Genomic DNA, 17,001 nt, shown 5'->3' on the forward strand with positions numbered 1-17,001 from the left:
CCCCAGAAAGAGGTATTCGCCATGGCTCATAAGAAGGCCGCCGGTAGTACGCGTAACGGTCGCGATTCCGAATCCAAACGCCTGGGTGTCAAGCTGTACGGTGGACAGAAGGCTACGGCCGGTAACATCATCGTTCGCCAGCGCGGCACCAAGTTCCATGCGGGAACCGGTGTGGGTATCGGCAAGGACCACACGCTGTTCGCTCTGAATGACGGCGTCATCAAGTTCGAGCAGAAAGGCCCGAGAAACCGCAAGTTCGTGAGCGTGGTCTCCGCCTGAGACGTCACGAACCTTGTATGAAAAGCCCCGCCCAGGCGGGGCTTTTTTGTTTTTGCCGTATTATTCTTGCAGCATCCACGCGTGCGGCACCTGCCGCCGGGAGAGTGACATGCAGTTCGTCGATGAAACCTCGATCACCGTCGAAGCCGGCAGAGGCGGCAATGGCTGTCTCAGCTTCCGGCGTGAAAAGTTCGTGCCCAAGGGTGGCCCTGACGGTGGCGATGGCGGCCACGGCGGCAATGTCTATCTGATCGGCGACGAGTCGCTGAACACGCTGATCGACTTCAAGTTCCAGCGCTTCTACAAGGCGCAGAGCGGTCAGCAGGGGCAGGGGCGTCAGATGAGCGGCAAGGCCGGCGACGACCTGCACGTCAAGGTGCCGGTGGGCACGACGGTGATCGACGAGGATACCCTCGAGGTGATCGCCGATGTCACGGCGGAAGGTCAGGTGGTGCTGGTGGCACAGGGTGGGCGCCGGGGGCTCGGCAATATCCACTTCAAGTCCTCGACCAACCGCGCGCCGCGACGAACCACGCCGGGCACCGAAGGCGAACGGCGCAAGCTGCGCCTGGAAATGAAGGTGATGGCCGATGTCGGCTTGCTGGGGCTGCCCAATGCCGGCAAGTCGACGCTGATCCGGGCGGTCTCCGCCGCCAAGCCGAAAGTGGCCAACTATCCGTTCACCACGCTGGTGCCCAACCTGGGCGTGGTCAAGCTCGGTACTCACGAGCACTTCGTGATGGCGGACGTGCCCGGGCTGATCGAAGGGGCCTCCGATGGCGCCGGACTGGGGCTGCGCTTTCTCAAGCACCTGACGCGCACGCGGCTGCTGCTGCACGTGGTCGATGCGGCGCCGTTCGACGAGTCCGATCCCGTCGCGGCGGTCGAGGCGATCGCCCGGGAGCTGGAGCAGTTCTCGCAGACGCTGGCGGAGTTGCCGCGCTGGCTGGTGATCAACAAGCTCGACCTGCTGCCGGCGGAAGATCGCGAGGCGCGCGTGGCGGACATCGTCTCCCGGCTCGGCTGGCAGGGGCCGGTGTTCCGGATTTCGGCGATCTCCAGTGACGGCACCGGGGAGCTGGTGCAGGCGGCGCATCGCTGGCTGACCGAGCAGCGTCAGCTGGAGAACGACGACGAGGAGGCCGCCGAGCGCGAGCGCGAGATGCGTCGGCGCATGGAGACCGAGTCGGTGGAGCGGGTGGAAGCGCACCAGACCCGCCTGCGCGTCAAGCGTGGTGAAGTCGTCGAGGAGTTCGACGATGACGATGACGACGATCACGACGTCGAGGTGGAGTACGTTCGTTGAGGGCAACCGTGATTCGGGTCATGACAGGCGGGCAGTCGGGCGGAGAATGAGATGGCGACGGATGAGCGAGCAGGGCGCGGCGTACTCGAGGGCGCGAAGCGTGTCGTGGTCAAGATTGGCAGCGCCCTGCTGACCAACGATGGCCGTGGCCTCGACGCGGCGGCGATTGGGGGCTGGGTCGATCAGATGGCCGAGTTGCACCGCCGGGGTGTGGAAGTCGTGCTGGTATCGTCCGGTTCCATCGCCGAGGGCATGGTGCGCCTGGGCTGGCATTCGCGGCCGACCGCCGTGCACGAGCTTCAGGCGGCGGCTGCCGTGGGGCAGAGCGGGCTCTCCCAGTGTTACGAAACGCATTTCGCCCGCCACGGCCTGCGCAGCGCCCAGGTGCTGCTGACCCACGACGATCTCTCCAATCGCAAGCGCTACCTGAACGCGCGTTCCGCGCTACGCACCCTGGTTCAGCTCGATGTGGTTCCGGTGATCAACGAGAACGATACCGTGGTCACCGACGAGATCCGCTTCGGCGACAACGACACCCTGGGGGCGCTGGTCGCCAACCTGCTCGAGGCCGATGCGCTGCTGATCCTGACCGATCAGGAGGGCCTGTTCGATGCCGATCCGCGTCACGATCCCGATGCCCGGCTGATCAGCGAAGGCCAGGCCGATGACCCTAAGCTGGATGCCGTTGCCGGCGGTGGCGGCGTGCTGGGTCGCGGCGGCATGGCGACCAAGCTGCGCGCCGCCCGGCTGGCGGCACGCTCCGGCGCGGTCACGGCGATCGCCAGCGGGCGCCAGCCGGCGGTGCTGACCCGACTGCTCGAGGGCGAGTCGCTGGGGACGCTGCTGCATCCCGACCACGCACCGCTGGCTGCACGCAAGCGCTGGCTTGCCGGCCAGTTGCAGGTGCGTGGCACGCTGACGCTGGATGCCGGCGCGGTCAACGTCCTGCGCTCCCAGGGGTCGAGCCTGCTGCCGGTGGGTGTCAAGCAGGTGCAAGGCATCTTTCGGCGCGGCGACATGGTGGTCTGCATCGACGAACACGGCGGGCGCGTTGCCAAGGGGCTGGTCAACTATTCGAGCGCCGATGCGGCCCGGCTCGTGGGGCAGCCCAGCCAGCGCATCGCCGAGATTCTCGGCTATATGGAAGCGCCGGAGCTGATCCATCGGGACAATCTGGTGGTTATCTGAGCACGACAGGCCGCGCCAGTTGGCGCTGGTATCGTGCTTGGGCCTTGTGATAGAATCCCGCATCCTCTCAGACATGGCCCGTTGAAGACTGCGAAAATGGCAGTCGAAATGGCTCCCGAAAGCGTGATGAATTCGGGCGTCATTGAACATTCGGCCGAATCATTCAGGGTTGCCTGAAGCGGTTTCGAGGCTGGCCTGGGTGATTTAACTTACAGAATTGACTGTCAACATCTCCAAGGAGTCGACGGTGGCGAATACCAAGCAGGCGCGTAAGCGCGCACGTCAGGCGGAAGACCGCCGCAAGCTCAACGCTAGTCAGCGTTCCATGGTTCGTACCTACATCAAGCGCGTGATCAAGGCCATCCAGGCTGGCGATCAGGCGCAGGCGAACAGCGAATTCAAGGCCGCTCAGCCGGTCATCGATCGCATCGCCGACAAGGACGCCATGTCCAAGAAGAAGGCAGCACGCATCAAGAGTCGCTTGAACAAGCGAATTAAGGCGCTGGCTGCCTGAGCCGGACGCGCTTGATGAAAAACCGGCTTCGGCCGGTTTTTTTGTGGCTGCCTTCCATGGTCCTCGTATCGAGATCATTGCGTCGAGGCCGCCGCATGGGTAGCGGAGCGTGCGAATCCCCCGGAGCGAGTGACGCCGCGTCATGAACGAACAGCACGGCCCTGTGGACAAGACGCCAGACGACACGCCGGCAGACGCGGCGGCCGCGGAGACGGCCACCCCGGTCTCGCGCCGTGGGCTGCTGCGTTCCGGCATGGTGGTCAGCACGATGACGCTGCTGTCGCGCGTGCTCGGCCTGGCGCGGGACGTCGTGATCGCCGCGTTGCTGGGTGCCGGCAGCGGTGCCGATGCGTTCTTCGTGGCGTTCAAGATCCCCAATTTCATGCGCCGGCTGTTCGCCGAAGGGGCGTTCAACCAGGCGTTCGTGCCGGTGCTGTCGGAATACGCCACGCAGCGTACGCGCGCGGAAGTTCGCGAGCTGCTCGATGCGGTCTCCGGCAGTCTCAGCGTCGTGTTGGCATTGATCACCGCGCTGGCCATCGCTGCCGCGCCGTGGCTCGTGTGGCTGTTCGCGCCGGGCTTCCAGGCCGATCCCGGCAAGCTGGCGCTGACGGCGGAGATGCTGCGGCTGACCTTCCCGTACCTGCTGCTGATCTCGTTGACGGCGTTCGCCGGCAGCGTACTCAACACCTGGGAGCGGTTTGCGATACCGGCGTTCACGCCGGTACTGCTCAATGTCTGCCTGATCGGCGCTGCGCTGTGGCTGACCCCGTTGATGAGTGACCCGGCGCTGGGACTGGCCTGGGGCGTCCTGATTGCCGGGGCGGCGCAGCTGCTGTTCCAGCTGCCGTTTCTGGCCCGCCTGGGACTAATGCCGCGCCCCAGGGCGCGGTTCAAGCATCCCGGCGTCCGGCGCATTCTGCGCTTGATGACCCCGGCGCTGTTCGGCGTCTCCGTGTCGCAGATCAATCTGCTGCTGGATACGGTGCTGGCCTCGTTTCTGGTCTCGGGCAGCGTGTCCTGGCTCTACTATTCCGATCGCCTGGTGGAACTGCCGCTGGGTGTGTTCGGGATCGCGATTGCCACCGTGATCCTGCCGGCGCTCTCCAAGCGTCATGCGGATCAGTCCCGGGATCACTTCGCGCGCATGCTGGACTGGGCGCTGCGCATGGTGCTGCTGATTGGGCTGCCGGCGGCGCTGGCGTTGATCCTGCTGGCCGAGCCGCTACTGGTCAGCCTGTTCCACTACGGGGCGATGACCGATCACGACGTGGTCATGGCCGCACGCAGCCTGCGAGCCTATGCACTGGGGCTGTTGGCGTTCATGCTGATCAAGGTGCTGGCACCGGGCTACTTCGCACGCCAGGACACCAAGACGCCGGTCAAGATCGGCATCGTGGCGATGTTCGCCAACATGGCCATGAACCTGGCGCTCATCGTGCCGCTGGCTCACGCCGGCCTGGCGCTGGCCACCGCACTGTCGGCGTTTCTTAACGCGGGATTGCTGGGAATAGGGCTACGCCGGCAGGGCGTGCTGCGTTTCCAGCCCGGCTGGGGCCGTTATGCCGTGCAGGTCGTCGGCGGTTGTCTGGTGATGGGCGTGGGCTTGTGGTGGTGCTCGCCGGACTGGCATGCCTGGGTCACCTGGGGCGCGCTGCACCGGGCCGGGGTGCTGGCCGCGCTGGTGGTCGGTGGCGCCGCCCTCTATTTTGGCTGGCTGGCACTCAGCGGCGTCCGGTTGAGAGACTTTCGCCTGCAGGGCTGAGAGGTCCAGGCCGCTTTTGATTACGGGGCAAGCCCTTTGGTTATAATGACGCCCTTTTATGCAGAAATGCGGTTCGCGCTGAAACGGGAACAGACCCCATGGAACTGATCCGAGGCTTGCACAATTTGCCGTCCGCCAACGATGCCGCGCAGGGTACGGCCGCGCGTGGCTGTGTGGCGACCATCGGCAACTTCGATGGGGTGCATCTGGGCCACCAGGCCATTCTCGAACAGCTGCAGACGCTGTCCCGGGCTCAGGGGCTGCCGGTCACGGTGGTGATCTTCGAGCCGCAGCCACGCGAGTATTTCGCCGGAGATCAGGCACCGCCGCGGCTGACACGGCTGCGCGACAAGGTCGCGTTGCTCAAGGCCCACGGCGCCGATCGAATCCTGTGCCTGCCGTTCAACGATGCACTGCGCAGTCTGACCGCGCAGCAGTTCGTCGAACGGGTGTTGATCGAAGGCCTGCAGGTCAGGCACCTGGTCGTCGGCGACGATTTCCGCTTCGGCTGCGACCGCGCCGGGGATTTCGCGCTGCTGCAGGCGGTGGGACGCGAACGGGGCTTTGCCGTCGAGCACACGCGGACCTTCGCCCTCGACGACGAGCGCGTCTCGAGCACGCGAGTACGGACGCTGCTGGCCAGCGGCAACTTCTTCCAGGCCGCACGCATGCTGGGCCGGCCCTACGGCTATCAGGGGCGAGTCGTCCGTGATCGCCAGCTGGGACGCACCATCGGCGTGCCCACCGCCAACATTCCGTTGACCCGACGACCCATGGCGCTGCGCGGCGTGTTCGCTTGTGCCACGCGCTTGCCGAGCGGTGAGTGGGTCGCCGGCGTCGCCAACATCGGTTGGCGCCCGACGGTGGGTGCCGACCGGCCGATCCTCGAGGTACATCTGCTGGATCGCGAGGTCGAGCTGTACGGCCAGACCCTGACCGTCGTGCCCTGCGCCCGGCTGCGCGGTGAAACCAAATTCGACGATTTCGGCGCGCTGGTTACCCAGATTCATCGGGATATCGACAACGCCCGCCGCTATTTCGGGCAGCGCGATCCTCATGTTCCCGAAGCGGCCCGCGCCGATGTGAACCACGCCATCGAAGAGATCTGCGCCGCCACCTTGCCCCAGGCGCAGTTTCCGCTGGCATCGGCGCCGCTGTCCGAGAATTCGAATGGCGGTACGCATGCGGGGCCGGCACCGCATGAATCCCGAGACGACTGAACAGCCTGAGCGACCTGACGACAGCCTTGAGCGATCTGACAAATAGCCCTGAGCGACCCGAGACAGCCTTGAGCGATCTGAAACAGCCCTGAGCGACCTGAAAACAGCCCTGAGCGGACCCAAAAGCCATGAGCGACTATAAGCACACGCTGAATCTGCCATCGACCGACTTCCCCATGCGCGGCAATCTGCCGGCTCGGGAGCCGAGCCGAATTGCGCAGTGGAACGACATGAACCTCTACGCCAAGCTGCGTGAGGCGCGTCGGGGGCGCGAGCGGTTCGTGCTTCACGATGGCCCGCCGTACGCCAACGGCAGCATTCACATCGGGCACGCGGTCAACAAGCTGCTCAAGGACTTCATCGTCAAGTCGAAGAGTCTGGCCGGCTTTGACGCGCCCTACGTCCCGGGCTGGGATTGCCACGGCCTGCCGATCGAGCACAAGGTCGAGACCACCCACGGCAAGCATCTGCCGGCGGATGAAGCGCGTGCGCTGTGTCGCGAGTACGCTGCCGCCCAGGTCGAGGTGCAGAAGGAAGGTTTCGTGCGGCTGGGCGTCCAGGGTGACTGGGACAACCCGTACCTGACCATGAACTTCGCCAACGAAGCGGGCGAAATCCGCGCGCTGGCCGAGATGGTCAAGGGCGGCTACGTGTTCAAGGGGCTCAAGCCGGTCAACTGGTGCTTCGATTGCGGCTCGGCACTGGCCGAGGCCGAGGTCGAATACCAGGACAAGCAGTCCGATGCCATCGATGTCGCCTTCCCCAGCGTCGACGATGCCGGGCTGGCGGCCGCGTTCGGGCTGGTGTCGCTGGCCAAGCCGGCGGCGGCCGTGATCTGGACCACTACGCCCTGGACCATCCCGGCCAACCAGGCGATGAACGTGCACCCCGAGTTCGTCTACGCGCTGGTCGATACCGGCGAGCGCCTGCTGGTTCTCGCCGAAGAGCTGGTCGAGTCGAGCCTGGAACGCTTCGGCCTGACCGGCGAGACCATCGCCACCGCGCCGGGAGCGAGCCTCGAGAACCTCGCCTTCCGCCATCCGCTGGCGAGCCTGGATGAAGGCTACGATCGCGTCTCGCCGATCTACGTGGCCGATTACGTCGAGCTAGGTGCCGGCACCGGGATCGTCCACTCGTCGCCCGCCTATGGCGAAGACGACTTCTACACCTGCCGCCAGTACGGCATGAGCTTCGACGAGATTCGCAATCCGGTGCAGAGCAACGGTGTCTATGCCGCCGATCTGCCGCTGTTCGGCGGGCAGATGATCTGGAAGGCCAATCCGCACATCGTCGCCAAGCTGGAAGAGGCCGGTGCGCTGATGGCGCACGAGAAGATCACCCACAGCTACATGCACTGCTGGCGCCACAAGACGCCGGTGATCTATCGCGCCACGGCGCAGTGGTTCGTGGGTATGGATCTCGAGGGCAGCGATGGCAGGACGCTCCGCGACAAGGCGCTGGCCGGCGTCGATGCCACCGATTTCATCCCCGGCTGGGGCCAGGCGCGTCTGCACTCGATGATCGCCAACCGCCCCGACTGGTGCATCTCGCGCCAGCGCAACTGGGGCGTGCCGATCCCGTTCTTCCTCGACAAGGCGAGCGGCGAGCTGCATCCGCGCACCGTCGAACTGATGGAAGCCGTTGCCAAGCGCGTCGAGCAGGAAGGCATCGAGGCCTGGTTCAAGCTAGATCCGAGCGAACTGCTGGGCGGAGAGGCGGATCAGTACGAGAAGGTCACCGACACCCTCGACGTCTGGTTCGATTCCGGCACGACGCACTGGCACGTGCTGCGCGGGTCGCATCCGCTCGGCCACGATCAGGGGCCGCGCGCGGATATCTATCTCGAAGGGTCCGACCAGCATCGCGGCTGGTTCCACTCGTCGCTGCTGACCGGTTGCGCCATCGACGGTCATCCACCCTACAAGTCGCTGCTGACCCACGGTTTCACCGTCGACGAGAAGGGCCGCAAGATGTCCAAGTCGCTGGGCAACGTGGTTGCGCCGCAGCAGGTGATGGACAAACTCGGCGCGGACATCCTGCGCCTGTGGGTCGCTTCCACCGACTACTCCGGCGAGATGGCGGTGTCCGACGAGATCCTCAAGCGCACCGCTGATGTCTATCGTCGGATCCGCAACACCTCGCGCTTCCTGCTCGGCAACCTGACCGGCTTCGAGCCGAGCCGCGATGCCGTGGCGTTCGATGACATGCTGGCGCTGGATCGCTGGGCCGTGGATCGTGCCGCCGAGCTGCAGGGGCGCATTCAGAAGGCCTACACCGACTATCGCTTCCGCGACGTCTACCAGCAGGTGCACGATTTCTGCGCGCGGGACATGGGCGGTTTCTACCTCGACATCATCAAGGATCGTCAGTACACCACCCAGCCCGACTCGCTGGCGCGGCGCAGCTGCCAGACCGCGCTGTATCATATCGTCGAGGCGCTGGCGCGCTGGGTGGCGCCGATCCTGTCGTTCACCGCCGAGGAGATCTACGAGAACATTCCTGGCGAGCGCGGCGAGAGCGTACATCTGGAGACCTATTACGAAGGCCTGAGCCAGCTGCCGGAAGACGCGACGATGGGGCGCGCGTTCTGGGAGCAGGTGATCGCCGTCAAGCAGGCGGTCAACAAGCAGCTCGAGGATGCCCGTAACGCCGGCGTCATCAAGGGCGCCCTGGACAGCGAAGTGACGCTCTACGTCGACGACGCGCTGCATGCGCTGCTGTCGCGTTTCGAGGATGAACTGCGCTTCGTGCTGATCACTTCCGAAGCCACGCTGAAGCCGCTGGCGGAAGCGGACGATGCCAAGGCCACCGAGCTGGATGGCCTCAAGGTCGCGGTTCGCATGAGCCCGTACGAGAAGGACGAGCGCAGTTGGGAGCGTCGCCCGGACGTGGGCACGAATCCAGAGCATCCGACGCTATCGGCCCGCTCCATCGCCAACCTGCCTGACGGTCCGGGCGAGGTGCGCCGCTTTGCCTGATTCCGCCTCTCAACAACCCGCCGAGCGGGCGCCGATGCGGCGTCCGCTGCGCTGGCTGTGGCTGTCGCTGGCGGTCATCGTGCTCGATCTCGGTATCAAGGCGTTGGCCTCGGCGAATCTCGAGTATGGTCGGCCGCTGGAAGTGCTGCCGATCTTCAACCTGACGCTTCTGCACAACACCGGGGCGGCGTTCAGCTTCCTGGCCGAGCATGCGGGCTGGCAGCGCTGGCTGTTCGCGCTGATCGCCATCGGCGCCAGCATCGGCCTGACGGTGTGGCTCTCTCGTCTCAAGCGCGGCGAGACGCTGGCGGCGGTCTCGCTGGCGCTGGTGATCGGCGGCGCCATCGGCAACCTCTATGATCGCCTGGTTCACGGTTTCGTGGTCGACTATCTGTCGTTTCACTGGGGCGACTGGTACTACCCGGCATTCAACCTCGCCGATACCGCCATCACGCTGGGCGCGATCGGCCTGGTGCTGCAATCGCTGTTCGATTCGCGCCGGCCGAAAGCGTCTCACTCTTCCAGCAAGGGCAAATCTTCTTCGGCAGATAAATCTTCTTCGGCTGATCAATCTTCTTCGACCAAGGGTGACTCATGAGCGAGAACGGCCATCAAGACGATCGTGACTACCGCATCGACGACGGCATGGAAGTCACGCTGCATTTCACGGTCAAACTCGAGGACGGTGAAGTGGTCGACTCGACCCGCGGCAAGCAGCCGGCCACGTTCCAGCTCGGCGACGGCAATCTGCCGCCGGGCTTCGAGGCGCCACTCAAGGGCATGGCTGCCGGCGACGAAGGGGCGTTCGAGATCTCGCCCGAGCACGCCTTTGGCCAGCACAATCCGCAGAACGTGCAGCGACTCTCCCGCGACAGCTTCGAGGAGGCCGTGGAGCCCGGCACGGTGATGTCGTTCGCCGATGCTGCCGGCGGCGAACTGCCCGGCGTGATCGCCAGCGTCGACGAACGCCATGTCGAGGTCGACTTCAATCATCCGCTGGCAGGGCGTACCCTGACCTTCGAAGTGGAAATTCTGGACGTGAAGCCAGCCACGACTCATTGAATCCGGACTGCGCCTTCACCACGATATTCGGGCGTACCAAGCGAGGTCGCTATGCCAAAGGTTCCTACGCAAATCAAGCTGGCCAATCCCCGCGGTTTCTGCGCCGGCGTCGATCGTGCCATCGACATCGTCAATCGCGCGCTCGATGTCTTCGGGCCGCCCATCTACGTTCGCCATGAAGTCGTGCATAACCGTTTCGTGGTGGACACGCTGCGGGAGCGCGGGGCGATCTTCGTCGAGGAGCTCGACGAAGTGCCCGACGACGTCATCGTGATCTTCTCGGCTCACGGCGTCTCGCGTGCCGTGCAGGTGGAAGCCGAACGCCGTGGTCTCAAGATCTTCGATGCGACCTGCCCGCTGGTGACCAAGGTGCACATGGAAGTGCTGCGCTATGCCAAGCGCGGCCAGGAGTGCATCCTGATCGGCCACGCCGGCCATCCGGAAGTCGAGGGCACCATGGGGCGTTACGACGACAGCCACGGCGGATCGATCTATCTCGTCGAAGACGAGAGCGACGTCGCCAGGCTGCCGGTACGCGACCCCACGCGGCTGGCATTCGTTACCCAGACGACGCTGTCGATGGACGATACCGCCAGGGTGATCGATGCGCTGCGCGAGCACTTTCCCGAGATTCAGGGGCCGCGCAAGGACGACATCTGCTACGCCACCCAGAACCGGCAGGATGCGGTGCGCGAACTGGCTGCAGGTTCGCAACTGGTACTGGTCGTGGGCAGCGTCAACAGCTCCAACTCCAACCGATTGCGCGAACTCTCCGAGCGGGTCGGCACGCCGGCCTATCTGATCGACGATGCCGAGCAGATCGAGCCGAGCTGGCTTGAAGGCATCGAGACCATCGGCATCACCGCCGGCGCCAGCGCCCCGGAAGTGCTGGTCAAGGGCGTGATCGACAGGCTTCAGGCGCTGGGCGCCGAGGCGCCGGAAGAACTCTCCGGGCGCGCCGAGACCATCACGTTTTCGATGCCCAAAGAACTCAGGGAACAGGTCATCGTCAGCGACTGAGCACTTCAACGCCTATTTGACGAAAAGCCGGGCCAAGGTCCGGCTTTTTCGTATACGATCGTTGGCCACTTCTGTATAGATTGATACAGACTGAAACAAACTATCGAGCAGGTATGTGATGCGAAAGCGTGAGGACGGCTTCACTTTGCTGGAGCTGATGATCGTCATGCTGATCGTGGCGATCCTGGCAAGTATTGCCTACCCCAGTTACACCAGTTACATGCAAAGCTCGCGGCGTACCTATGCCAAAACCGCCTTGCTGGATATCGCGGGCCAACTGGAACGCTGCTACGCCGACCAGGGCAATTACTACCCTAAAACCGACAGCAATGGCGATTTGTGTGCGGCCGAGGCTCCGAGCGGCAGCGTCGATTTGACAGACTGGACCACGACTACGACAGGCGACTATTACCGGATTACCGGGAATTCCGACGACAACTGGCAAAGTCAATACATCCTGACGGCGGAGCCTGTCGGCTCACAGGTGGGAGATGCTTGCGGCGCTTTCACGCTGGATGAGATCGGCCGGCATGATCTGGACGGCAATACGGATAGCCAGGCCGACTGTGGCTGGTAAACAGGACGTACGGCAAGGCGGATTCACGCTGCTGGAGCTGTTGGCGACCCTCGCCATCGTCGCGATTCTGGCGTCAATGGCAGTGCCGGGAATGCAGTCGCTGTTCACCCATAATCGCATTGCCAACGACTATAACGACATTGCCGGCGGTTTGCGCCAGGCACGAAGCATGGCGATATCGGAGGGCGAGAGCGTCTCCGTCACGCTGGCGCCGAGAGAAGGCGGTGGTTGGACATTGACGTTCGACGATCGAAGTGGCCCGCCGCTAAGAGAAAGCTTTCGGGGCAACAGTGTGACGCGAACACGGAGCGTCATGTTCAATGACGTGGGCCGGCTACAGTGCGATTCCGTTTCTTTATGCCCGGAAGTGGAAATAGAGGTCGCTGGCAAAACACTGTGGATTTCACCGATTGGCTATATCGGCAAACGAAACGATGACGACACACCATGACCGACAGTCGCTGCCTGTTCCCCCGCGCTGGGGCAGCGGCCGCGCCCGGGGTTTCAGCCTGATCGAAGTGCTGGTTGCGGTCGCGGTGCTGGGAATCGGCCTGCTGGCCGTCGGTGGCGTACAGCTCAAATCCCTTCAGGGGGCGCAGGCCGGCTACCAGCGCACGCTCGCTTCGCTGGCGGCCCAGGGTGCCGTCGAGCGCCTCTGGGCGGCCCAGCTCAAGGCCGGGGCAGGAGGAAGCGAGTGTCCGAAGGGTAGCGAGATCGTGGCCGACTGGTACGACAACTGGCAATCCCACCTTCCCGGCCTTTTGTCCGAAAATGCGGTGATGTCCGAATCATCAAGTGGCAACAACTGCGATTACACCATCGAGGTGAAATGGAAGAGCGGCGGCGATTCTTTGACGTATCGCTACGAAGTCGGACTGCCCAGGTTAGGAACGGGCGCATGAACATGAAGCCTAATGCCGAACGCTATCCGGCCCGCCACCGTGGATTTGGGCTGGTCGAGCTGCTGATTGCCATGGCGATCGGGTTGCTGATAGCGCTGGGAGCCGAAAGGCTGTTCATGATTGGCATACAGAATCAGCAGGCGACGCAGCGGCTAAGTCAGCGCCAAGCCGTTTTATCTTATGTGGCCGATAGCCTGGTTGGCGATATTCGCCGCGCGATCACCGTGACGATCGGGAATGACGAAGATGGCGAGGCAGTCATCCTGACACTGGGAGACGGTGACGAAAGAACCTATCGCTGGAGCGGCGATCCCGATAGCGAGGATGGGCTGAGTCTTTACGTCGATGGGCAGCCCGTTCTCAATGGTTTCTCTGATCTAGACGTGCCGAAAGGCAAGTGCGAAACCGCAGCGAATGCGTTGTGTCCGGTCACTGTCACTTTTGCCAATGGAAACGGGCAAGAAAAGACATTCACCCTTCATGTCATGAATCGTCAGCAGGCCATGAATGCCTTGAATAGCCAAGACTGACGGCGGGAAAAACGGAGAGCTTGCCATGAAACCGCAACAGCAAAGTGGTGCTGCACTGATTGTGGTTCTCGGCATCGTAGCGATATCGACCATGATTGGCCTGGCCAGCATGCAGTCATCACAGATCGACGAGAAAATGGCCGGCAACTATAAACTGGCCACGCAAGCGAACCTGCTCGCGGAAAGAGCCGCCATGGCGGTGGTGCACGATATCGTCAATAGCGATGGCGATTTTGCGCCTGCCTCTGCTTCTGATGTCCCGCCCCCTAAGGACATCGGCTTTAAGAGTTATGCCGAGGGGGGCGGCAGCCATAGCTGTCGGATCAAGCCGGACGGTAAGGGTATGACCGCAGCCGCTTGTTATGTCGAAGGCGAGAAGTCAGAGGATAACAATTCAGAGGACAACAAGTCAGAGGACAACGATATTATTGCTGCTGTCTTTCGGGATAAGAAACCGGTCGGTCAGCCGCTGCGTATTCAGGTCACGGTCAAGGGTGGCGGTACGCCTGGTGGTGCATATAGTTCGGTGTTGCTGGGCTGCGAAGGCGTCAATGTATCAAGTGGTGGCTTTATAGATAGTTATGACTCGCGTAAAGGCGCTTACGGAGTCATGACTGACGAAGGAATAAATAGCAACGGAACCAAGGCTACCATCTCCACTAATCAAGCCAATGGCGATGTCACAATCAGCGGAGGCGGAGTTAATGTCTATGGAGATGTCAGCTCGCAAGGTGCCGTGAAACTGACCAGCAGCGGTACGATCCATGGCGATGTGGTTGCTAGCACGGAAATCGTCACTGGCAACTGGAACTCGCGCATCGATGGCAATGCTACGGCGCCGGTCGTACGAACGACAACCAACCGTGATGTGGAGGAGCAGATCGGGGGCGAGATCGTTAACAGTGACCCAGGCGTTCCTCCGGTCGCGACATCGAACTGCGATTCCTTCACCGCGAGTGGAAAAGCGAAGATCAGCAACTTGATCGATGCGCTGCCTGATGACTCGTTCGATGCGCTGCCTGATGACTCGCCGGGCAGCCTGTCGATTAGTGGCGGCAGTCAGACTTACACGCTGACGCCGTACGGACTTCAAGTGCCTGCAGACAGTAATAACAACAGCGTACCTAATCCCGAGAACTATCAGGTTACGCGTGATGTCATGATCGACGGTATATTTCCCGAGCCCACCAACGTCCTGGTGCTGGATAGCTTCTCGCTGGCCGGCAGTGCCAACTTCGTCGTCGATGGCGGCGACATGACGCTCTACGTCACGGGCGATGTCAATATCGGTGGTGGTGCTACGTTCAGCATTGCCGAAGGCAGTTCGCTGAAGATCGTCATCAACAAGGAGGGGCGTTTCAACCTGAGCAGCAATCTCAATGTTGCGTCCGATAGCCCGACCGACGAAGAGGGCAACCCGATCCTTTCTCTCTATTCGACCTATGATGATGGCGGCGCTAGCGCTTGGAATGCTGGCGTCAATATTACCGGAAGCTCTGCATTCAAGGGCACCATTTTTGCGCCGTACAGCACCGTGAACGTCGCTGGTAGCGGGGGGGTATATGGCGCGGTGAAAGGCAGGCATGTCGAGGTGTCCGGCGGTGCGGCCATCCATTACGACGAGGCGCTGATGGAATCTACCGTAGGCACCGGTGGCGGGAGTGCCGGGGGGAAGGGCGGAGGAGGGTTCTCTTTCACCTGGCTGTAATGAATACACTACTCGCTCCGCTCGCCCTTCGGACGTTCTGAATGCAGTTCAGTGACTGATTTTTACCGCCGTATGACCGAGCGCAGGCAGTTTCGTACAGAGCCTGATCAGCAGTCGGGTGGTGTCTCTCCGGATGTCCGTATTCTCCCCAGATTGCTCAGAACCACCTGAGCCCCTTCGCCATGGCGGCCACAAATCTCGAAAGTGCCGTTATGGCCTGTCGACCAGCCCATCGGCTTGAAGCGCACGAGACGCCCATCGTTCCGGTAGGTGACGGAAACGACCTGGCTGGCGCTCAACTCCCGCAGAATGGTTTCATCCTCCAGCGTGCCGCCATCGGCGCGGCCCTGAACGATCATCAGGGGTGCCGTCCAGTCTTCGGGGGTGCAAGCCTGGCGGTCATGACTGGGGCATATCGTCATGGTCGTATGTCGTGTGATGGCAAGGCTTCTCGCCAGCTGCAGGGCATTGCGCAAACGCAGAACTTCGGTCGAGACGCGCTGCTGCGCCATTAGTCTCTGCATACTTGGCGTGACCATGGTGGCGAGAATCGTGAGCACGACAAGGACGATCAGCAGCTCGATCAGCGTAAAACCTGCTTGTCGCGTCCGCTTTGCGTGACGGCCAGCAGGCGATTGTGAAGATGTCGCGCGAGAGTCCATGGCGGCGTCCAGGGTCTGGGCAAGTGATAGAATCGCCCTTTTGTCAGGATATCGACAGCATGCAGGATTTCTTGATCGTGGGCGGCGGGGTCATTGGCATGATGACGGCGCTGCAGTTGGCGGATGCGGGCCATTCGGTGGCGCTGGTCGAGCGTGGTCAGTGCGGCAGGGAGGCCTCCTGGGCGGGTGGCGGCATCGTCTCGCCGCTCTATCCGTGGCGTTACTCGAAGGCGATCTCGGCGTTGTCGAGCTGGTCGGAAGGGCGCTACCCGGAGCTGGCCGGTCGGCTGCTCGAAGAAACGGGCATCGACCCCGAATATCGCCAGAAAGGCCTGCTCTATCTGCGGGTCGAGGATGTCGATGTCGCGCTCGCCTGGGCGCGGGAGATGGCCAAGCCGCTGAACCGCATCGACGCCGACACGCTCTACGCCAAGGAGCCCAATGCCGCGCCGGGCTTCGAGGGGGCGCTGTGGATGCCGACGCTCGGCAGCATTCGCAACCCGCGATTGGGCCAGGCGCTGCGTGCGCGTCTCTTGCAGATGCCAAGGGTGAGCCTGCACGAGCAGTGCGAAGTGTCGGCGCTGATCCGTGAAGGGGCGACCATTCGCGGCGTGGCGACATCACAGGGCGCGATCCGGGCGGGCCAGACCGTCGTCTGCGCCGGTGCCTGGTCGCAAGAGTTGCTGGCGGGTATCGGCATCGAACTGCCGGTTCGGCCGGTCAGGGGGCAGATGATTCTGTTCAAGGCGCCGCCGGGGCTGGTCGAACGGGTCGTTCTCAAGGATGGGCGTTATGTCATCCCCCGCGGCGACGGCCGGGTGCTGGCGGGCTCGACGCTGGAGGAGGTCGGCTTCGACAAGCAGACGACCCGTGAGGCCCGCGACTCGCTGTATGCCAGCGCGCTCTCCATCGTTCCCGCGCTGGCTGATTGTCCGGTGGAACACCATTGGGCGGGTCTGCGGCCGGGCTCGCCGGACGGGGTGCCGATGATCGGCGCGGTGCCGACGTTCGAGGGGCTTCACGTCAACGCCGGCCACTACCGCAATGGGCTGGTTCTGGCGCCGGCTGCCACGCGGCTGCTGGTCGATCAACTGATCGGCTGCGAACCCATCGTCGACCCTTCCCCCTATCTGCCCGGCTCGCGCCTCCTCGGCCTCGATCTGTCGGCTCGTTGAGTATGGGCGGGTTTTGCCTCCGTGCATGGCATGCGCGAAAATGACGGAAAGCGCTGTCGTGGCAACGGTTTCCTGTTCGATAGCGATCCGAGCGCCAGGCGCGCCGTCACTCGTC

General features: G+C 63.2%; 17 protein-coding genes. 16 read left to right on the top strand and 1 reads right to left on the bottom strand.

What is annotated here, in order from left to right; genetic code table 11:
- Nucleotides 1-21 precede the first annotated feature (21 nt).
- From rpmA to R3F72_RS12155, 15 genes are all read left to right on the top strand, one after another.
- The gene (gene rpmA / locus R3F72_RS12085; protein ID WP_071230754.1) at nt 22-279 is read left to right on the top strand and encodes a 50S ribosomal protein L27; all 258 of its coding nucleotides are present in this window, start codon (nt 22-24) and stop codon (nt 277-279) included.
- A 109-nt stretch (nt 280-388) separates the two neighbouring features.
- The gene (gene obgE, locus R3F72_RS12090; protein ID WP_332779751.1) at nt 389-1,585 is read left to right on the top strand and encodes a GTPase ObgE; all 1,197 of its coding nucleotides are present in this window, start codon (nt 389-391) and stop codon (nt 1,583-1,585) included.
- 51 nt (nt 1,586-1,636) lie between these two features.
- Nucleotides 1,637-2,773, top strand: a complete 1,137-nt coding sequence (gene proB / locus R3F72_RS12095) for a glutamate 5-kinase (protein WP_087719787.1) — start codon at nt 1,637-1,639, stop codon at nt 2,771-2,773.
- 247 nt (nt 2,774-3,020) lie between these two features.
- A complete protein-coding gene (gene rpsT, locus R3F72_RS12100; RefSeq protein WP_071230757.1) occupies nt 3,021-3,287 on the top strand; it encodes a 30S ribosomal protein S20 in 267 nt (88 codons plus the stop codon).
- Between the two features lie 142 nt (nt 3,288-3,429).
- Nucleotides 3,430-5,052, top strand: a complete 1,623-nt coding sequence (gene murJ / locus R3F72_RS12105) for a murein biosynthesis integral membrane protein MurJ (protein WP_442978347.1) — start codon at nt 3,430-3,432, stop codon at nt 5,050-5,052.
- A gap of 98 nt (nt 5,053-5,150) precedes the next feature.
- Complete coding sequence (gene ribF, locus R3F72_RS12110; RefSeq protein WP_332779752.1) at nt 5,151-6,272, top strand: bifunctional riboflavin kinase/FAD synthetase; 1,122 nt, start codon at nt 5,151-5,153, stop codon at nt 6,270-6,272.
- 128 nt (nt 6,273-6,400) lie between these two features.
- Complete coding sequence (ileS, locus tag R3F72_RS12115) at nt 6,401-9,250, top strand: isoleucine--tRNA ligase (protein ID WP_332779753.1); 2,850 nt, start codon at nt 6,401-6,403, stop codon at nt 9,248-9,250.
- Nucleotides 9,251-9,284: 34 nt separating this feature from the next.
- Nucleotides 9,285-9,848, top strand: a complete 564-nt coding sequence (lspA, locus tag R3F72_RS12120; RefSeq protein WP_442978348.1) for a signal peptidase II — start codon at nt 9,285-9,287, stop codon at nt 9,846-9,848.
- Nucleotides 9,845-10,312, top strand: coding sequence for an FKBP-type peptidyl-prolyl cis-trans isomerase (gene fkpB / locus R3F72_RS12125; RefSeq protein WP_332779755.1), 468 nt, complete (start codon nt 9,845-9,847; stop codon nt 10,310-10,312). The genes lspA and fkpB overlap by 4 nt, the downstream gene beginning before the upstream one ends.
- A 51-nt stretch (nt 10,313-10,363) precedes the next feature.
- Nucleotides 10,364-11,332 carry a 4-hydroxy-3-methylbut-2-enyl diphosphate reductase gene (gene ispH, locus R3F72_RS12130; RefSeq protein WP_332779756.1) on the top strand — a complete coding sequence of 323 codons (969 nt, stop codon included), beginning with the start codon at nt 10,364-10,366 and terminating at the stop codon, nt 11,330-11,332.
- A gap of 118 nt (nt 11,333-11,450) precedes the next feature.
- Entirely contained in the window at nt 11,451-11,909 is a 459-nt protein-coding gene (locus R3F72_RS12135) for a type IV pilin protein (RefSeq protein WP_332779757.1), read from the top strand.
- The gene (locus R3F72_RS12140; protein ID WP_332779758.1) at nt 11,863-12,360 is read left to right on the top strand and encodes a pilus assembly FimT family protein; all 498 of its coding nucleotides are present in this window, start codon (nt 11,863-11,865) and stop codon (nt 12,358-12,360) included. Before R3F72_RS12135 ends, R3F72_RS12140 begins: the two co-directional genes overlap by 47 nt.
- A complete protein-coding gene (locus R3F72_RS12145) occupies nt 12,344-12,811 on the top strand; it encodes a prepilin-type N-terminal cleavage/methylation domain-containing protein (protein WP_332779759.1) in 468 nt (155 codons plus the stop codon). Before R3F72_RS12140 ends, R3F72_RS12145 begins: the two co-directional genes overlap by 17 nt.
- Nucleotides 12,808-13,341, top strand: coding sequence for a PilW family protein (locus tag R3F72_RS12150; RefSeq protein WP_332779760.1), 534 nt, complete (start codon nt 12,808-12,810; stop codon nt 13,339-13,341). The genes R3F72_RS12145 and R3F72_RS12150 overlap by 4 nt, the downstream gene beginning before the upstream one ends.
- 25 nt (nt 13,342-13,366) lie before the next feature.
- Nucleotides 13,367-15,049, top strand: coding sequence for a DUF7305 domain-containing protein (locus tag R3F72_RS12155; RefSeq protein WP_332779761.1), 1,683 nt, complete (start codon nt 13,367-13,369; stop codon nt 15,047-15,049).
- A 107-nt stretch (nt 15,050-15,156) separates the two neighbouring features.
- Here R3F72_RS12155 and R3F72_RS12160 read toward each other — a convergent pair whose 3' ends face one another.
- Nucleotides 15,157-15,711, bottom strand: a complete 555-nt coding sequence (locus R3F72_RS12160) for a GspH/FimT family pseudopilin (RefSeq protein ID WP_332779762.1) — start codon at nt 15,709-15,711, stop codon at nt 15,157-15,159.
- A 59-nt stretch (nt 15,712-15,770) separates the two neighbouring features.
- On the opposite strand from R3F72_RS12160, the gene thiO reads away from it, so the two are divergent.
- The gene (gene thiO / locus R3F72_RS12165) at nt 15,771-16,886 is read left to right on the top strand and encodes a glycine oxidase ThiO (protein ID WP_332779763.1); all 1,116 of its coding nucleotides are present in this window, start codon (nt 15,771-15,773) and stop codon (nt 16,884-16,886) included.
- Nucleotides 16,887-17,001: the final 115 nt, after the last annotated feature.

Origin of the sequence: Salinicola sp. 4072 (assembly GCF_036663415.1) — a bacterium.
Lineage (GTDB): Bacteria > Pseudomonadota > Gammaproteobacteria > Pseudomonadales > Halomonadaceae > Salinicola > Salinicola salarius_A.